Origin of the sequence: Streptomyces sp. NP-1717, assembly GCF_022695985.1 — a bacterium.
Lineage (GTDB): Bacteria > Actinomycetota > Actinomycetes > Streptomycetales > Streptomycetaceae > Streptomyces.
The window spans coordinates 19,733-36,808 of the sequence record NZ_JAAPBF010000053.1 but is presented as its reverse complement, the minus strand read 5'-3'; the positions used below and the strand labels follow the sequence as shown (position 1 = coordinate 36,808).

At 71.3% G+C, this 17,076-nt stretch carries 15 protein-coding genes; 8 read left to right on the top strand and 7 right to left on the bottom strand.

Features of this window, described 5'->3' with window-relative positions:
* A partial coding sequence (locus GXP76_RS14230; RefSeq protein WP_242571884.1) for a protein kinase occupies window positions 1–2,145 on the top strand: 2,145 nt, incomplete at its 5' end.
* 34 nt (window positions 2,146–2,179) lie between these two features.
* Here GXP76_RS14230 and GXP76_RS14225 read toward each other — a convergent pair.
* Together GXP76_RS14225 and GXP76_RS14220 are read right to left on the bottom strand one after the other, a co-directional pair.
* Window positions 2,180–3,451: an RNA polymerase sigma factor gene (locus GXP76_RS14225; protein WP_242571883.1), complete on the bottom strand. Its 1,272-nt coding sequence runs from the start codon at window positions 3,449–3,451 to the stop codon at window positions 2,180–2,182.
* A gap of 42 nt (window positions 3,452–3,493) precedes the next feature.
* Window positions 3,494–3,910, bottom strand: a complete 417-nt coding sequence (locus tag GXP76_RS14220) for a YciI family protein (RefSeq protein WP_242571882.1) — start codon at window positions 3,908–3,910, stop codon at window positions 3,494–3,496.
* A gap of 276 nt (window positions 3,911–4,186) precedes the next feature.
* On the opposite strand from GXP76_RS14220, the gene GXP76_RS14215 reads away from it, so the two are divergent.
* Entirely contained in the window at window positions 4,187–4,933 is a 747-nt protein-coding gene (locus GXP76_RS14215) for an SDR family oxidoreductase (protein WP_242571881.1), read from the top strand.
* Between the two features lie 210 nt (window positions 4,934–5,143).
* Window positions 5,144–5,860: a TetR/AcrR family transcriptional regulator gene (locus GXP76_RS14210; RefSeq protein ID WP_242571880.1), complete on the top strand. Its 717-nt coding sequence runs from the start codon at window positions 5,144–5,146 to the stop codon at window positions 5,858–5,860.
* 11 nt (window positions 5,861–5,871) lie between these two features.
* On the opposite strand, the gene GXP76_RS14205 is transcribed toward GXP76_RS14210, so the two are convergent.
* Window positions 5,872–6,591: a hypothetical protein gene (locus GXP76_RS14205; RefSeq protein ID WP_242571879.1), complete on the bottom strand. Its 720-nt coding sequence runs from the start codon at window positions 6,589–6,591 to the stop codon at window positions 5,872–5,874.
* 230 nt (window positions 6,592–6,821) lie between these two features.
* Here GXP76_RS14205 and GXP76_RS14200 point away from each other — a divergent pair, with 230 nt between their 5' ends.
* From GXP76_RS14200 to GXP76_RS14180, 5 genes are all read left to right on the top strand, one after another.
* Entirely contained in the window at window positions 6,822–7,811 is a 990-nt protein-coding gene (locus GXP76_RS14200; protein ID WP_242571878.1) for a hypothetical protein, read from the top strand.
* A complete protein-coding gene (locus GXP76_RS14195) occupies window positions 7,808–8,746 on the top strand; it encodes a hypothetical protein (RefSeq protein ID WP_242571877.1) in 939 nt (312 codons plus the stop codon). Before GXP76_RS14200 ends, GXP76_RS14195 begins: the two co-directional genes overlap by 4 nt.
* Window positions 8,747–8,757: 11 nt before the next feature.
* Window positions 8,758–9,270 (top strand): hypothetical protein, encoded by a 513-nt coding sequence (locus tag GXP76_RS14190; protein ID WP_242571876.1) that lies wholly within the window; start codon window positions 8,758–8,760, stop codon window positions 9,268–9,270.
* A gap of 76 nt (window positions 9,271–9,346) precedes the next feature.
* On the top strand, window positions 9,347–11,086 hold the full coding sequence (locus GXP76_RS14185) for an asparagine synthetase B (RefSeq protein WP_242571875.1): 1,740 nt from the start codon (window positions 9,347–9,349) through the stop codon (window positions 11,084–11,086).
* A gap of 58 nt (window positions 11,087–11,144) precedes the next feature.
* A complete protein-coding gene (locus GXP76_RS14180; RefSeq protein ID WP_242571874.1) occupies window positions 11,145–12,974 on the top strand; it encodes a leucine-rich repeat domain-containing protein in 1,830 nt (609 codons plus the stop codon).
* Window positions 12,975–13,026: 52 nt separating this feature from the next.
* On the opposite strand, the gene GXP76_RS14175 is transcribed toward GXP76_RS14180, so the two are convergent.
* The 4 genes from GXP76_RS14175 to GXP76_RS14160 all read right to left on the bottom strand — a co-directional run bounded on the left by GXP76_RS14175 (window position 13,027) and on the right by GXP76_RS14160 (window position 17,049).
* Window positions 13,027–13,650: a hypothetical protein gene (locus tag GXP76_RS14175; RefSeq protein WP_242571873.1), complete on the bottom strand. Its 624-nt coding sequence runs from the start codon at window positions 13,648–13,650 to the stop codon at window positions 13,027–13,029.
* Between the two features lie 45 nt (window positions 13,651–13,695).
* Window positions 13,696–14,859 (bottom strand): NAD-dependent formate dehydrogenase, encoded by a 1,164-nt coding sequence (locus GXP76_RS14170; RefSeq protein WP_242571872.1) that lies wholly within the window; start codon window positions 14,857–14,859, stop codon window positions 13,696–13,698.
* Between the two features lie 160 nt (window positions 14,860–15,019).
* Window positions 15,020–15,961: a LysR family transcriptional regulator gene (locus tag GXP76_RS14165; protein WP_242571871.1), complete on the bottom strand. Its 942-nt coding sequence runs from the start codon at window positions 15,959–15,961 to the stop codon at window positions 15,020–15,022.
* Window positions 15,962–16,035: 74 nt separating this feature from the next.
* Window positions 16,036–17,049 (bottom strand): YafY family protein, encoded by a 1,014-nt coding sequence (locus GXP76_RS14160; RefSeq protein WP_242571870.1) that lies wholly within the window; start codon window positions 17,047–17,049, stop codon window positions 16,036–16,038.
* Window positions 17,050–17,076 lie beyond the last annotated feature (27 nt).

Here is a 17,076-nt window from a genome sequence, read left to right as displayed (position 1 = left end):
GAGCAGCTGGCGCGGTTCCGGCGGGAGGCGCGGGCCGTGGCCTCACTGGACAGCCCGCACATCGTCGCCGTACACGATCACGGTACGGACGGCGACAGCCCGTACCTGGTGATGGCGCTGGTGGACGGCCGTACGCTGCACGACGTCCTCGCCGGGAGCGGGCGCGCGACCGTCGCGGACGCGCTCGGCTGGAGCATCGACGTGTGCCGGGGGCTGGAGGTCGCGCACGCGGCGGGCATCGTGCACCGCGACATCAAGCCGGCCAACATCATGGTCACCGGCGAGGGCGTCGCCAAGGTAGTGGACTTCGGCATCGCCAAGTACACCGAGGCCCGGTCCGGCGATCCGCAGCTCACCCAGACCGGGCAGGCGCCGTTCGGCAGCGTGCTGTACATGGCGCCCGAGCGCTTTCAGCAGCGGAACGGCGACGGGCGCACGGACCTCTACGCGCTGGGGTGCGTCCTGTACGAACTCCTCGTCGGGCGACCGCCGTTCGTCGGTCACGCCGCCGGGATCATGTACAACCACCTGAACGACGAGCCGCTGCGGCCGAGTCGCGCGCGGGCCGAACTCGGGCCCGAAATGGACCGGTTGATCCTCTCGCTGATGGCCAAGGACCCGGACGACCGGCCGTCGGACGCGCGAGCGGCGCGCAAGGCGATGGAGTTGGTGCGCTCGTCGCTCGTGGAATCGGCGGGGGACGTGCCCGGCGATGAGCCGAAGGCCGAGGCGGAGAAGGCGGTGGCGGGGGCCGAGGCCGGGGTGACGGGCGCGCCGGAGCCCGAGGACGCACGACCGCCGGTGCCCGCCCGGATCACCCCCGCTCCCGCCCCTCGTCCGCGCGTCGTCGCGAAGGTCTCCACCCCTCCGCCGTCTCCGGGACCCGTACGGCGCCGTCCGCGCAACGCCCTCGTCGGGGCCGCCGTGGCGCTCGTCGTGCTCGGGATACCGACCGGGTTCGCGATCTCCTCGTCCTCGTCCTCGTCCTCGTCCGGCGGGTCCGCGCCGGCCGACGGGCCCAGTGCGGCGGTGGCGGACCAGTACGTCGTCGGCGTCCCGTACGACTGGTCCGTCGACGAGCGGCACGGCGAGGAGCGCGCGGCGATCGTCGAGGCCGCGTTCAAGGACGCCGCGCGCGCGTCGGGCGAGAAGCTGCCGGTGCGCGTCGTCCCGGTCAAGGACGACCGGGAGACCCCGGCGACCGAGATGCTGAAGAAGTATCCGGGGATGATCGCGCTGGTCGGTGATGTCAACAGCGTCGACGGCGTCGAGACGGAGTTCGACCGGGACATGGCCGCCGTCGACACCTGCAACGGAAGCTCGGGCCCGGACTTCGCCTTCGGCACGATGCCGTCGAAGTTCGACATGGGCAGGCAGGAAGGGCGCTATCTGACGGGCGCGTACGGCGTGAAGAAGGTGATCGTCGGCTCCGACTTCAACTGGGACGACGACATCATCGCGGAGGACGATCCGCACCGCCGCACGCTCGGGCACGGGCTGCGCGAGGCGGGAATCGACGCGGTCGAGTCCGTGGGCTACCCCGAGGAGATGGACGAGGAGGACGTCGCCCGGGATGTCGGCGAGCAGCGGCCGGACACCGTCACCCTGCCCAACGCCCGGCAACGCGAGGGCTGGGTCGACGCCCTGGAGAAGTCCGGGCAGTTGATGGTCGTGCAGGAGGACTACGAGGCGTCCTGCGACACCGTGGAGGATCACGAATACACCGACAAGGAGGACGAGTTGGTGCCGGACGGCACGCTGCGCTTCCGGTCCTTCCACGACGAGCGGCAGCCGAAGGCCGACTGCGAGCTGTTCCCGAAGGTCTGCGCGAGTCCGGCCCCGCTGCGGAAGATGTTCGCGGCGCGCGGTGGGGTCGAGCTGTACGACGGCGCGCTCGTGCTCGCCGCCGGGATCGGGAAGGTGATGGACGACGGGGCCCTGCCGGAACCGGACGGGACGACGGACACCGATCCAGCGGTGGCGCGGGCCTCGCTCCGGGAGGCCGTGGGCGGCGTCGACGTCGAGGGGCTGCTGGGCCGGTACCGCTTCAAGGACCACCAAGCGGTGAGCCGGCCGGTGTGGATCGACGTCCGTGAGAAGGGCGAGTGGAAGCAGCTGGGGACGGTCGGCAGCCTGACCGGCTGACCGGCTGGGTCGCTGATTCACCGACACCCGCGGGTCAGCCGCGCAGGCGGGCCGCCCGCATCATCAGATAGCGGCTCTCGGGCACGCTGAGGGTGCGGTCGGCCGCCGACCGGTAGGCGGCCAGCGCCCCTTCCTTGTCGCCCGCCTTCTCCAGCAGATGCGCCCGCACCGCGTCGAGCCGGTGGTTTCCCGACAGCTCCTTCTCAAGACCCTTGAGTTCCGCCAGCCCGGCCTCCGGACCGTGCGCCATCGCGACGGCCACCGCCCTGCTCAGCTCGGCCATCGGCTCGGGCCCGGGGGCGCGGCGTACCAACTCGTCGTACAGCGCCACGATCTGGAGCCAGTCGGTCTCCTCGGCGCTCGCCGCCTCGTCGTGCAGCGCGGCGATCGCCGCCTGCAACTGGTAGGGACCGGCCGGTCCTTGGGACAGCGACTCCTCGACCAGCGCCGTGCCTTCGGCGATCGCGGCGCGGTCCCAGCGGGTGCGGTCCTGTTCGTCCAGCGGAACGAGTTCGCCGTGCGGTCCCGTACGCGCCGCGCTCCGCGCCTCCGTGAGCAGCATCAGCGCGAGCAGGCCGGTCACCGCGCCCTCCGCAGGCAGCAGCCGCCGTACCGCCCGGGTCAGCCGGATCGCCTCCTGCGCGAGGTCGGCGCGGTGCAACTGGCTGCCGGAGGTCGCCGTATGGCCCTCGTTGAAGATCAGATAGAGCACCTGGAGCACGGTGGCGAGCCGGCGGTCGCGGTCCTCCGGACCCGGCTGCCGGAAGGGCACACCCTTGATCTTCTGCTTCGCCCTGCTGATGCGCTGCGCCATCGTCGCCTCGGGCATCAGGTGCGCGCGGGCGATCTCGGCGGTGGTCAGTCCTCCGACGGCGCGCAGGGTGAGCGCGGTACGGCCGGCGGCGGGCAGTTCGGGATGGCAGCAGAGGAAGAGGAGGGTGAGGGTGTCGTCCTCGGAGGGGGCGCGGCTCTCGCCGGGCGGCGGCGCGGTGAAGGCGTCCCTGGGGGTCAGCGCGGCGGCGCTCTCCTCGCGTCTGCGCCGCGCCTCCTCGCTGCGGAGCTGGTCCACGAGCCGGCGGGAGGCGGTCTTGATCAGCCAGCCGCGGGGGTTGTCGGGCGGCCCGGAGGCCGGCCACTGCCGGGCGGCGGCGATGAAGGCTTCCTGTACGGCGTCGTCGGCGAGGTCGAAGTGGCCGTAGCGGCGGACGAGCGCGCCGAGGACCTGCGGCGCGTGGAGGCGCAGCAGGTCCTCGGTCGTGGCGGGGCCGTCCGGTGGGCCCGGACCGTTCTTCGTACCGTCGTTCACACCGCGTATTACACCCCGTCGTGCCGGGGCGCGCACGGTGTCTCAGCCATCGACGCCCGGACCGTCCGGGATGGGCCGGATGACCACCGGATACACCGGGACGCCCTCGGGCTGGGGGCACGTCGCGACACGGGCGGCGATCTCGGTGACCCGCTCCAGGCTGGCGCAGTCGAGCACCCAGTAGCCGGCGAGGAGTTCCTTCGTCTCGCCGTACGGCCCGTCCGTGATCACCGGCTTCCCGTCCTTGTCCGCGCTGACGAAACGGGTCTGGGAGGGGGCGCTCAGACCGTTCGCGTCCACCAGTTCGCCGGACTCGGCGAGATCGTTGTTGATCTCCCCCATGAAGGCGAACATCGCCTGCATGTCCTTCTCGCTCCAGGCCGCGCTGTGCTCGGACGGCTTGCCGTTCATCGCGTCGTAGTCGGCCTGCGAGCCCTGGACCATCACCAGATACTTCATGACGTGCTCCTTCTGTCCTCAGCTGCCGGCTGTCCGCCGACCGCTTCGTGGCCACCCCTTGTGGGCGACTCTCACAGGGGACGTCGGAGCCGACGACAGGTTCTCTACAGCTCGCGGGATTTTTTTTCGAATCACTCCGTCGGCTCCCGAGCCGGGAGGCGTAGCGATGTTACGGATCAGGGTAGCGTTGCTAACTCGAACATGTTAGCGTTGTTGTTGTCGGGGGGCGGGAATCGCGCTCCCGGCCGAGATCCCGTCGATGGAGGGAGCAGCGTCATGAGCGAGCGGCCGAGCACAGCGCGTCGCGTGGTGATCGTCACCGGAGGGTCCCGAGGGATCGGCCGTCAGAGCGCGGAGCGCCTGGCGGCGGACGGACACGCCGTCGTCGTCAACTACGCGGGGAATCGGACCGAGGCGGAGGCGGCGGTGTCCGCCATCACCGACGCGGGCGGGACGGCCATGTCCTTCCGCGCCGACGTGGCCGACGAGGTCGCGGTCTCCGCGCTCTTCGACGCGGCGGAGGAGGCCTACGGCGGCGTCGACGTGCTCGTGCACGCGGCGGGCGTCATGTCGGTGACGCCCCTGGTCGATACGGAGCTGGACGCGCTGGACCGTATGCACCGCACCAACATCCGCGGGACGTTCGTGGTCGACCAGCAGGCCGCGCGCCGGCTGCGGAGCGGCGGGGCGATCATCAACTTCTCCAGCTCGGTGCTGGGGCTGGCCTTCCCGGGATACACGGCGTACGCGGCGTCCAAGGGCGCCGTCGAGGCGATGACCCTGATCCTGGCCAGGGAGCTGCGTGGCCGTGACATCACGGTCAACACGGTCGCGCCCGGACCGACCGCCACGGCCCTGTTCCTGGACGGCAAGGACGAGGAGACCGTCGCGAAGCTCGCCGCGCAGCCGCCGTTGGAGAGGCTGGGGCGCCCGGAGGACATAGCCGAGGTCGTGTCCTTCCTCGCCGGACCTGCCCGCTGGGTCAACGGCCAGGTGCTGCGCGCCAACGGCGGCATCATCTGACGTCGCGTGCCCGGCGCCGCGCACCGGCGTCCTGCGTGCCGTCCGCGATGCCCACGACGTCCACCACGTCCCGCGATCGAACGAGGAGTCCTGTCATGAGTGACACCGCGAAAACCGTCGTGATGACGACGGGGGCCGGTTCCGCCGCCGGTCGTTCGGCTCCGCCGCATGCGTAACAGCGCTACGGGGGCCTTGATACGGTCGTCCGCCATGAGCACACGAGCGCGGATCCTGGAAGTCGCGGCGCGGCTGGTCGCCGAGTCGCCCAACGGCGATGTCTCCACCCGGGCCGTCTGCGACGCCGCGCAGGTGGGTGCCCCGGCGCTCTACCGGTACTTCGGGGACAAGGAAGGGCTGCTGTCCGCCGTCGTGGACTACGGCTTCGACAAGTATCTGGAGACCAAACGGCGGCGCGCTCCGGAGGACGATCCGATAGAGGATCTGCGCAAGGGCTGGGACAGCCATGTGGAGTTCGCGCTGGACAACCCGAACCTGTACCGGCTGATGTACTCCCCCGCGATGCGCACACCCCCGGCGGCGGCGCTGGAGTCCCACGAGATCCTCACCAGGGATCTGCGGCGGGCGGCGGCGGACGGCAAGTTGCGGCTGGCGCCCGAGGCAGCGGCCCAGGTCGTCATGTCGGCCAACGTCGGGGTTGCGCTGATGCTCGTCGCGCGTCCCTCCACCTTCACCGACAGGGACACCTCCCGGCGGGTCCGTGACTCCGTGCACGCCACCGTCTTCACCCCGGAGGTGATGGCGGACAGCGCCGCGCGGGCCGTGGCCAGGACGCAACTGCCTGCGGCGGCTGCCCAGTTGAACGTACTGCTGGGAGGGTCGGCGGAGTCGGGGCTCAGTACCGCGGAAATGGCACTGATGACGGAATGGCTGCGCCGGCTCTCCACGACCTCCGGGGACGACGCGTAACCGCCGTCCTCTCAGGTGGGGAGATCCGCGCAGGTGTCCGACGCGGGGAGTTCGTCCGCGAGGAAAACCGTCTGCGCCATCATCTTGAATCCGGACATCTTTTCGCGGAATGTCTCCACGGACTCCTCGGGGTGCACGGAATCGATCACGGCGTGCTCGCCGACGGCGTTGAACTGGTGGCTCACCCCGCGCGGGATCTGCATGTCCACGAAGGAGCACGGCGGCACGACCAGGTTGTACCGCGTCCGGACCACACCGGGCGGGGTGTCGGGCAGCGTGTCCTCGAAGGAGCGCAACGCGAAGGGAGTCACTCCGGTGACACCGGTGACCCGGAACGGGGAGAGGCTGCTCACCCGGATCCGCGTCTCCGGGCCCGTCATCATCCGCACGAACCGCAGCCCGGTGTGCATATGCATACGCGAACAGACGCCGCGCTCCTCCACATTGTAGAAATCCATCAGATAGCGATCGGCGAAGAAGTCGTCGAAGGGCGCTTCGAGCATATAGACGTCGCCCTCCTCGAAAGTCTGGAAACGCGTTATCCCGTCACCGTCCGGCGTCGTTGCTGATTCGCTTCTCTTCGCGTCCCGCACGATCTTGGCGAAGGCGTTCACCACGGCCAGGGCGATGCCTTCGGGGAGTTGCAGGACAGGCGTGACGACATTTCTCGCCGCGTCCGTGAATTCGGCGACGTCGTGGACCTCGTTCTCCGCGTTCGCCTCGTGTTTCATTCTTGTATGGGAATTGGACATGTGAATCAAGCTCCGTCGACTAGGATCTGTCCGGTCGGCATAACGAAACCATGCGCTTGTCGGGGCAGTTGGAGGGGGCCGCCGTGATCTGCCCGCACTGTGCGAAAGACCTTCGCTACCGAGAGCGAGGCCGTGGGACCTGTCCGAACTGCAAGCGGGCGTTCGCTCTCGAACCGAAGGAGAACGCCCTCCGGCTGCACGACATCCGGATGCGCAAGCTCATCGCGAAGCTCAGCGACGGCGGACGGCTGCGCTACACGCCCACCCAGCTCTGGTACGCGGCCGCGCGCAACCGCACACCCAAGGGGGGCGTGGCGTACGGATGTGTCGCCGCCTTCCTCGTCGTCCTGACGTCCTTCATCCTGCTGGTTGTCAGCGGCGCCTCCGGGTTCGACCCGGAAGTGGTGCGCCCCGCCGTCGTGGTGGGCATGTCGCTCCTGGCGTTGGCTCTCCTGCTGACGGTGCGCGGTTCCCGGCGCGCGAAGCGGACCGGCACGGTCAATGTGCCGATGTCGCTCGACCGCTTCCGGACCTCGGTCATCGACCGCTGGACCGCCGTCCACAGCCGGCCGATCGGGCTCGGCGACGAGGGGAGCGTCCCGTTCCCCGTGCGGCCCGACGACGGCACGCCGAGGCTGGTCCTCCTCTGTCCGGACGCCGCGGTGCTGGCCTGCCTCGCCCTGAACGGCGTGCACACGACCCACTCGGTCGCGCTGGCGCAGTCGATGGATCAGCTCGGGAACATATCCACCGGCTCGACCGGCTCGACCGGCTCGACCGACTCGACCGGCTCCACCCGCTCGACCGGGGCGGACGGGGCGGGTGTGGTGGGGATAGTGCTGCACGACGCCAGTCCGGCGGGACTCGCCTTCGCCTCCGCGGCCAGGGCCGCGCTCGGTGAACGCGCGGTGGTGGCCGGGATGCTGCCGCGCACCGTGATGGACAAGGACAACGCCGTACGGCTGCGAAAGCCGCTGGCTCGTGGGGACCTGGACGCCATCCGCTCGTCGTCGTCGGCGCTGACCGCTGCGGAGGCCGACTGGCTGACCCGTGGCTGGTGGTCCCCGCTCGCGGCCGTACCGCCGGTGAAGCTGCTGGCCGTGGTCGCGCGGGCGGTGGACCGTGCGGAGGGGCTGGCCGACCCCGACCGGGGCCACGCGCAGCGGGTCGGATTCCTCACCTGGCCGACGGCGTCATGAGAGACCCGGGACAGGCGGAGCAGCCGGGGCGTGCGAGGCCCGTCACGGACGCGATCCTCGACCGTGTGCTGCGGACCGCCGCCGAGAAGGCCGCCGAACCGGGGCAACTGCGCTTCACCGAAAGGCAGTTGTACTACGAGGTGTGCCGGGTGCTGATGCCGTGGCACCGGGCTCCCCGGCGTGCGCAGTTCACCTCGGCCCCCGCGCTGACGTATGACGCGTACCTGGCCGCGCTGCGCCGCCGCGGTCCCGGCTCGGTGAACGGCCTGCTGCCGCCCGTCGTGCCCAAGCCCCGGCAGGCGGCCGGACGGCACACTCCGGAACCCGACCTGTTCGACTACGGCCTGCCGAGGCTGCTGGTGTGCGAGTCGGACGACATCGCCGCCATGCTGCGGGCCAACGGGGTGCCGATGGAGTCGGCGTGCCCGGTCTACGGAGCCGGTGAACTGCCCCTTGAGGAAGGGGTGCTGAGAATGCTCTCGCTTGCGGAGCGGGCGACCGTCTATCTCCTGCACGACGCGAGCGCGCGTGGACTCACCTTCCCCGCGCGGTTCGCCCGGTCCGTCGACGTACCGGACGGGGTACGGGTCGTCCCCCTGGGACTACGGCCCCGGCAGGCGGGGGCACTGCACCTCGTACACGGCCGCGGTCCGGCGTACGCCGCCGTTCCGGCCGCGTTCCACACAGCCGGTTCCGGTACGGGCCGGGGGCCCGGCGCCGGTCAGGGGCCTGGTCAGGGACTCGCGTTCGAGCTCGGTCGCCGGGAGCGCGACTGGCTGCGGCGCGGCAGATTCGTGGAGGTCGCCGCCGTGAACCCGGCGTCACTTCTCCGTACGGTGCACCGTCTCGTACGGGAAGTACGCACGCCGCGCTCGCAGTTGACCGAGCTTCGTCAGGTACGCCGGGCGGGTTTCCTGAGCTGGCCCACCGCATGAGAGGAACCGCAGTGCCGCAGCCGCAGAGGCGGGAGATCACCTACACCGACGAACTGCTCGCCGACCGGACGGTCCACCGGCGCTACTCGGACGGCGGTCAGGAGTGGCGCAGCGCGGACGGCGGCGGGGGCCGCAGGATCGTGCGGTGGCGGGACGAGCGCGGGGGTTCGGGTACGGACGAGCTGCTGGGACGGCGGATCGTCAAGCGCGTGTACGCCAACGGGCGCCCGCCCATCTACGGCAGGGAGGCCGGCTACGGCCGGACGCTGTGGAGCGACGGGGTACTGACGGTGAACCGGACGTCGTTCGGCGGTCGGCTGGGCACGGTCCTGGGCGCGGTGACCGCCGGTGCCGTCGTCGGCGGGCTGACCATGCCGCCCGCCTTCCTCTCCCCGGAAGAGGAGGAGGAACTGCGCCGGCAGGCCGAGGCGAGTGCGTCGGGCGGCGGCGACGGCGGGGCCACCGGCGACCCCGGCTACGGGGACTGGGACGACTCCTCGGACACGGACGACGACTTCGGCTGAGCGGGGGCGGCCGGTCCGGCCGCGCCGTTCGGCTGGGCCGGGAATCACGGAAGAGCGGAAGAGAGAGGGGGACGCGATGTCCCGCTGGTGTGCGTGTCTGACCGCCGACGACCCCGCCGGGCAGGTGGCGGCCATGGGCGGCCGTCCCGTACCGACGCGGGCGGGGCGTCACGCGCTCGGCCTGCTCGACGGGCCCGGCGCCGCGGCGGGGCCGTACCGGGTGGGCGACGTGTACGCGATCGGCGAGGTCACACTCCACAACGCGCCCGAACTCCGCGCCCGGCTCGGCGCGGACGGCCTCCCCGGCGACTGCTCCGACGGTGAGCTGCTCCTGCGCGCCTACGTCAGGTTCGGCACCGCCGGACTGGCCGGCGCCGACGGCATGTTCGCCCTCGCCATCGCCGAGGGCGACGAACTCGTCCTCGTACGCGACCACATGGGTGCCCGCACCCTCTTCCACGCCCGCACCGGCACGGGCGAACGTGCCGCGTGGGCCGCCTCCACCTCCCTGCGGGCGCTCCAGCGCCACCCCGCGCTGGAGACCGGACTGCATCTGCCGGCGGTCCGGTCGTTCCTCACGTTCGCGTATCTCCCGGGCAGGGAGACCCTGTTGCGCGGCATCCACGAGGTGCTGCCGGGGCGGTGCGTACGGCTGAGGCCCGACGGTTCCACGGTGGAGGAGACGTACTGGGAGCCGGCCGAGGTGACCGACGAGCGCCCGGCCGCCGAACACGCCCGCGAGCTGCGCGAGTTGCTGGAGTCGGCCACCGCCCGGCGGCTGCCCGCCGCCGAACCGGTCGGCGTCCTGCTCTCCGGCGGTGTGGACAGCAGCCTGGTCACCGCGCTCGCCGCCAAGCTGCACGACCAGGCCGTCCGGTCGTACTCGATCAGCTTCGGCCACGACGCCCCGAACGAACTCGCCTACTCCGGACTGGTCGCCGCCCACTGCCACACCGAGCACCAGGTCCTCACCGTGCCGGGCGAGGCGGTCGCCGCGCGCCTCCCGGAGACCGTCGCGCTGCTGGACAGCCCGGTCGGCGACCCGCTCACCGTCCCCAACCTGATGCTCGCCGAGGCCGTCGCGGCGGACGGCATGAGTGTGGTGCTCAACGGGGAGGGCGGGGACCCGGTCTTCGGCGGCCCCAAGAACCTGCCGATGCTGATCCACGAACTGCACCGCGAAGAGGCGGGCGTGGACTCCAGGGCGCGGGCCTACGTGGACTCGTACCGCAAGTGCCACGCCGACCTGCCGGTGCTGCTGACGCCCGGTGTGCTCGCCGAACTGGCGCAGGCGCCACCCGTCACGGAGCTGCTGGCGCCGTATCTGACGCAGGGCCGGATGACCGGTCTGCTCAACCAGTTGCTGCACACCAACCTGCGTACCAAGGGCGCCCACCACATCCTCACCAAGGTGGAGCGCATCACCGCCTCCCAGGGGCTGGAGGGCCGGGCGCCGCTGTTCGACCGCGCGGTCGTCGACCACGCCTTCCGGGTGCCGGCCCGGCTGAAGCTCGCCGGTACGGACGAGAAGTGGATCCTCAAGGAGGCGGTACGGGACCTGCTGCCGCCGACGATCGTGGACCGGCCCAAGAGCGGGATGCGGGTGCCGGTCCAGCAGTGGCTGGACGGCCCGCTGCGCGAGCTGGGCCACGACCTGCTGCTCGGCAGGTCGGCGCGCGCCCGGGGCCTGTTCCGCGAGGACACGATCCGGTCGTGGCTGCGGAGGGAGGGGACGCTGCTGCCGCGCCAGGGGGGCAAGTTGTGGCTGGTGCTCACGCTGGAGCTGTGGCTGCGCTCGTTCGACGTCGGCGCCTGAGCCGGTTCTCGGGGCCGATCTCGGGCACTGTCCGACCCGGCGCCTATCCTCCGATGCCATGACCACCTCCCGGACGGACGACCCCACCGACGGCGCGGACGAACTCGACGCCCTGCGCGCCCTGCTGGCCACCGCCAAGGCCCCGCGCGCCCGGAAGGCCGTACAGGAACTCCTCGTCCGGGCCGACGGCGCACCGCCCCTCGACCCCGCCCGGGCGCTCGCGCTCGCCGCGCGTTTCGCCGCCGTCGGGCAGCCGACCACCGGCACGCTCCTGAAGCTCTGGCCCAAGGCCGCCGACCCCGACGGCTTCGCCGAACTGCTCCTCGCCCCCGCCTACGCGCGCGAGAACCGCACCGACCTCAAGGTCAGCAAGACCGTCCCGGAGGGCCTGCGGCATCTCGCCCCCCTCCTGCGCACACTGCGTCTGGACCGCTGCGCCGAACTCACCGATCTCACGCCGCTCGCCGACTTCACCCGGCTCACCAGCCTTGATCTGGGCGGCTGTTCGGGCCTCGACGATCTGGGGCCGCTCGCCGGGCTCACCGCACTGGAGAGCCTGCGACTGCACCGCTGCCGCAAAGTGAAGGACATCGGCCCCTTGCTCGGGCTGCGCACGCTGCGCCGGCTCGACCTGAGCATGACGGGCGTCGCGTCGGTCTCCGGCCTCGGGGCCGCACTGCCCGGCCTGGAATCACTCAGTCTCCAGGGATGCCGGGGCCTGCGCGACCTCCGCCCGCTCAGCGGTCTGCGCCGGCTCGCCACGCTCGACCTGGGCTGGACGGGCATCAAGGACCTGTCCGCCCTGACGGACGTCGACGCCGTCACCGAGCTGGACCTCACCAGTTGCGCCCATCTCACCACCCTCAAGGGCATCGACGCGATGCCGGCTCTGAGCGTCCTGCGTATGGACAAGCTCCGCCGCCTGAAGTCGCTCGACGGCCTCGGCCACCATCCGGACGTCACCGAACTGGTCCTCACCGAGTGCTCCGAACTCCACGACCTGCGCGCGATCTCGGGCCTGCCCGGTCTGCGGACCTTGGAAATCGCCGACTGCGAACGGCTCACCTCGGTCGCCGGGGTCGAGGCACTGACCGGACTCGATCTGCTCAGGGTCACCGACTGCACCGCGCTGAGCGACTTCTCGTCGCTGGCGGGTGCCCCCGCCCCGCGCCGTCTGTTCCTCACCAACATCCACGGCGGACCGGACCTCGGCTTCCTGCCGGAACTGCCCAGTCTGCGGGTGCTGTTGATCGACCGGTTCCGTACGATCCGTACGCTCGGCAACGCGCCGGACCTGCCCGACCTGCGGATTCTCGACGTACGCCACTGCCCCTCGCTCGCCGGTCTCGGCCGCGTGGGAGACCTGCCCAGGCTCCGGCACGTCCAGATCTTCGGGTGCGACGTCCTGCACGACGTGGACGGACTGGCCGGCCGGGCGCCGCTGGACGAACTGCGGCTGGAAGGCGTGAGGCAACTGGAGTCCCTGGACGTCCTCGCGGACTCACCCACCCTGCGCAAGATCAAGATCGAGTCGTGCGACCGGCTGAAGGCCCCGCCGATGGGCGGGATGAAGGCGCTCCGCGAGCTGGAGTACGCGTATCAGCAGTGGCCGGACTTCGGCTTCCTGACCGGCAGCACGTCGATCGAGTCCGTGAAGGCGTACTCGCTCGGGCTGCTCGACATCTCGGCGCTCGCCGGGCTGCCCGCCCTGACCAAGGTGGACTTCCGGCTCTCCTCGACCACCAAGCTGTCCTCGTTCGCCCCGTTGCTGGAGATCGGCGGGCTCACGCACGCGATTCTGAACGAGTACGTCACGCGGCACGTCCCCGACGGGGCCGAGGTGCGGGCGGAGCTGAAGGCGCGGGGCGTGAGCCCGTACACGTTCTGAGCCCGCCCCTGCACGTTCTGGGTTTCGTGCACGTTCCGAGCCACGGAGGCATTCACCTCTCCTGCGCCCCCGCCCAGGCCAGGTAGCCGGCGATCACCTCGGGCGGGTTGGCCGCCTCGGCGAGCCGGTCCAGGTCCTCGGCCCGGTACATGTCGAACGGCAGGACCGGTACGGGGCGCCCGAGGACTTCCGTGAGCTTGCCGCTCGTGTGCAGATGGCGGGCGAGGGCGACGCAGGCGTCGTCGAAGTGGGCGATCAGGAGATCGTCCCGGGCCTCCCGCTCCTCGTCCTCCTCGTCGTCCTCGTCCGTGTCGTCACCGGGATCGGGGTACCAGAGGCCGAGTTCCTTGATCTCGGCGAGGTGCAGGGCGGCCCCCACGGGATCGTCGCCCGGTTCGGGACCGTGGCCGAGGATGCCCGTCGTCTCGTCCAGCGGCCAGTACGCGTAGCTCCACCGCACCTCGCCCGGGTCGGTGCCCGTGCCGCCCGCCGCCAGTACGCGCCGTACCTCGCTCTCGGTGTTGTAACCGATCGCGAGGTACGGGTGGCGCCAGTTCAGCGAGTCGTGGCGCCAGATCCGGAAGGAGATCACATAGATCTCCTCCCTGAGCGGCACCGGAAGCGCCTCCAGTGCCCGCTCACCGGCTCGCCGCAGGTGTTCCCGGAAGGCTGTCATGGCGCGCACGATCGCACATGACGGGCGTCCGGAACGCGGCGGGGGTCAGCCCTCCTTGGTGGAGTACGAGTGCGCGCCCGTGCCGGCGAGCGCCCCGCCCTCCACGATCAGGTACTCGTCACGGATGGGGGTCCCGGCGAAGTACGACTCCAGGATCTCCCGTGTCCCGGCCGCGTACCGCGCCTGCGCCGAGAGCGACGAGCCCGAGATGTGCGGTGTCATCGCGTGGTGCGGCATGGAGCGCCACGGGTGGTCGGCAGGGGCGGGCTGCGGGTACCAGACGTCGCCGCCGTATCCCGCGAGCTGTCCGCCGCGCAGCGCGCGGTCGACGGCGTCGCGGTCGACGATTTTCGCGCGGGCGGTGTTGATGAGATAGGCGCCGCGCTTCATGGTGCCGATGAGCTTGTCGTCGAACAGGCCCTCGGTCTCCGGGTGCAGCGGCGCGTTGATGGTGACGACGTCGCAGTGCGGCACCATGTCGGCGGTCGACTCGTGCCAGGTGAGGTTGAGCTCCTGCTCGACGGCCGCCGGAAGACGGTGCCGGTCGGTGTAGTGGAGAGTCACGTCGAAGGGGGCCAGCCGGCGCAGGACGGCGAGCCCGATGCGACCGGCCGCGACCGTACCGACGTGCATGCCTTCCAGGTCGTACGAGCGCGAGACGGCGTCCGCGATGTTCCAGCCGCCGTCGAGCACGATCCGGTGGGACGGGATGAAGTTGCGTACGAGGCCGAGCACCGTCATCACCACGTGTTCGGCGACGCTGATGCTGTTGCAGTACGTCACCTCGGCGACCGTGACGCCGTGCGAGATGGCGGCGTCGAGGTCGACGTGGTCGGACCCGATACCGGCGGTGACGGCGAGCTTCAGGTTCTTGGCGGTGGCGATGCGCTCGGCGGTCAGATAGGCCGGCCAGAACGGCTGGGAGATCACGATGTCCGCGTCGACCAGCTCACGGTCGAAGACCGAACCCGCGCCCTCCTTGTCGGACGTGACGACAAGGGTGTGGCCGCGGCTCTCCAGGAAGGAGCGGAGGCCGAGTTCACCCGAGACGCTGCCCAGCAGATGGCCGGGGGTGAAGTCGGTGCCCGCGGGGGTGGGGGTGGTCTGGCCGCCCGGATAGTGGTCGATGACCGGGAGGTCGTCGCGGGCGTAGGTGGTGGGCTGGCCGTCGGTCGGGTCGTCGTACAGCACACACAGGATCTTGGCCATGACGTTGCGGCTCCTTGTCCGTTGCTGCGGAATGCCTCGGAAGGTGCCATCCACGGTGTGTCCTGGCGTCGGGCCTGGTCAAAGCGTTGTTCTCTATGCCGGGATAGACGACAACTATCGTTGCCGCGGGGGTGGTCCGCGCCGTGGACCTCGCGTACGGTCAGGGCCGTCGGGGCGCCGGACTGAGATACGTGTCGAGCAGGCCGTCCAGCACCTCCCGCACGCTCACCCGGCGCGCGGTCTCCAACAGCGCCTTCGCCAGCACCGGTTCGGGGCTGCGGTCGGCGATCACCAGCCCCACCCGCGGACCGTGCGCGGGGTGCTCCAGCGGGACCACGCGCATCGAGGCGGGCACACCGAACATGTGCAGCCAGGCGTGCGAGATGACGCTGGACCACCGGCCCGCCGCCATGTGCGTGTAGAGGCCCGCGACGGTGTCGGTCTCGATGGCGGGGGTGACGGTCGCGCCCTCGGCGGCGAAGTACTCGTCCATGATGCGGCGGTTGCGCATCTGCGGCGACAGCAGGCACAGCGCCAGCCCGGCGACTTCGGCCCAGCGCACCGACCGCTGACCGGCGAGCGGGCCGTCGTGCGGGGTGAGGAGCAGATACCGCTCCTCGTACAGCGGTGTCCTGCGCACCTGGCGAAGGCTTTCGTCGTCCAGATACGTGAGCGCGATGTCCAGCTCGAAGGAGGTCAGCCGCCGTGTGATGTCGCGCGACGACAGCGACTCCAGCGAGACGCGGACCAGGGGATGCTGCTCGCAGAAGGGCGTCGTCAGCAGGGACGCGGCGGTCAGGGCGGTCGGGATGGCGCCGAGCCGCAGCGTACCGGTGAGACCGCCGCGCATCACCGACAACTCGTGGTGGAGCGCGTCGCGTTCGGCGAGGATCCGGTGCGCCCACAGCAGCACCCGCTCGCCCTCGGGCGTCAGCCCCTCGAAGCGCCGGCCGCGCCGCACGATGGGCACGCCGAGCTCGTGCTCCAGCTTGCGTATCGCGGCGGAGAGGGAGGGCTGCGACACGAAGCAGGCGTCGGCGGCCCGCGCGAAGTGCCGCTCGCGGGCGAGCGCGACCAGATACTCCAGCTGCCGCAACAGCACGACGACCCGCTCCCCTCCTCGCCCCCGCCCCTGCCGGTCCCGCCGCCGCGGCGGGCCCGCCTGCCGGGCCATCCTCACGTATCGGCGGCGGTTCCGGTACGGGTCCGCGCCCCCGGGCGCTCGCTCGCACCGGGCGTCGACCGCCCGTACCGAGCCGCCAGTGCCCTCACGTGGGCCACCAGCTCGGGCGGTTCGGTGACGTCGAAGTCGTGACCCAGCATGCCGAGGTGGACCGCCAGCGTCTCCAGCGAGTCCGCGCCCGTGTCCAGGACGCAGGTCGTCGCGTCGATCGCCTCCACCACGCCCACCGCCGGATTGATCCGCTCGGCGACCGCCTGTGCCGGGGCGTGGACCGTCACGCGGGCGCGGTGGCGCCAGGCCGCGGCCGATACGCGGCGGGAGACATACGCGGCCACGTCGCCGTCCGGCGCCGGGCGGGGCGTGAAGCGGGGGCCGGCCGGGAGGCGTGGATCGATCCGGTCGACGCGGAAGGTCCGCCAGTCGTCGCGTTCGACGTCCCAGGCCACCAGGTACCAGCGCTGGCCCCAGTTGACGACCCGGTGCGGCTCCACGACGCGGCGCGTGGACGCGCCGCCGTGGTCCCGGTAGTCGAAGCGCAGCCGCTCGCAGTCGCGGCAGACGGACGTCAGTGTCGTCAGCAGGTCCGCGTCCACCTTCGGGCCGGTCCGGTCCGCGGGCACCGGGACCGTGTACGTACGCAGCGCGTCGACGCGTCTGCGCAGCCGCGACGGCAGCACCTGCTGGAGCTTCGCCAGGGCCTGGAGCGAGGTCTCCTCCACGCCCGCGATGGCGCCCTCGGCGACCGTACGCAGCCCGATCGCGACGGCCACCGCCTCGTCGTCGGCCAGCAGGAGCGGCGGCATCGCGGTGCCGGCGGTCAGCCGGTAGCCGCCGGTGGCGCCGCGCGCCGCGAGGACGGGATAGCCGAGTTCGCGCAGCCGGTCGATGTCGTTGCGCACCGTGCGCCCGCTCACGCCGAGCCGTTCGGCCAGTTCCGAGCCCGGCCAGGCGCGCGGTGTCTGGAGCAGGGAGAGCAGGCGCAGGAGTCGTGCGGAGGTTTCCAGCATGAGTGACAGCCTGCCCTGTGTATAGGA